The sequence below is a fragment of the Bradyrhizobium sp. sGM-13 genome, assembly GCF_018398875.1.
Taxonomy (GTDB): domain Bacteria; phylum Pseudomonadota; class Alphaproteobacteria; order Rhizobiales; family Xanthobacteraceae; genus Bradyrhizobium.
On the sequence record NZ_JAGWDK010000434.1, the window covers coordinates 1 to 237 of the forward strand.

At 63.3% G+C, this 237-nt stretch carries 1 protein-coding gene; it reads left to right on the forward strand.

The window, feature by feature from the left end:
* Positions 1-118: 118 nt before the first annotated feature.
* Positions 119-237: FAD-dependent oxidoreductase (locus KJQ96_RS39555; RefSeq protein ID WP_213291281.1), on the forward strand; the 119-nt coding region annotated here is incomplete at its 3' end.

Here is a 237-nt window from a genome sequence, read left to right on the forward strand (position 1 = left end):
GTCCGACCGCCGCCTTCGTTCCTGTGCGCTCAGCCATGCCGATGTCCCCCTCGCAACCGGCGCGTAGGAACGTTGCGATACTCATCGCGCTTGGTTCGCCAGGGAGAGCGGTGAAGGAATGCCAGAAGTTGAACCCGGAGATCTTGATGCGCTGATCGTCGGCGGTGGACCGGCGGGGTTGACCTGCGCGATCTATCTGGCGCGATATCGGCGCAAAGTCGTCGTCGTCGATAGCGG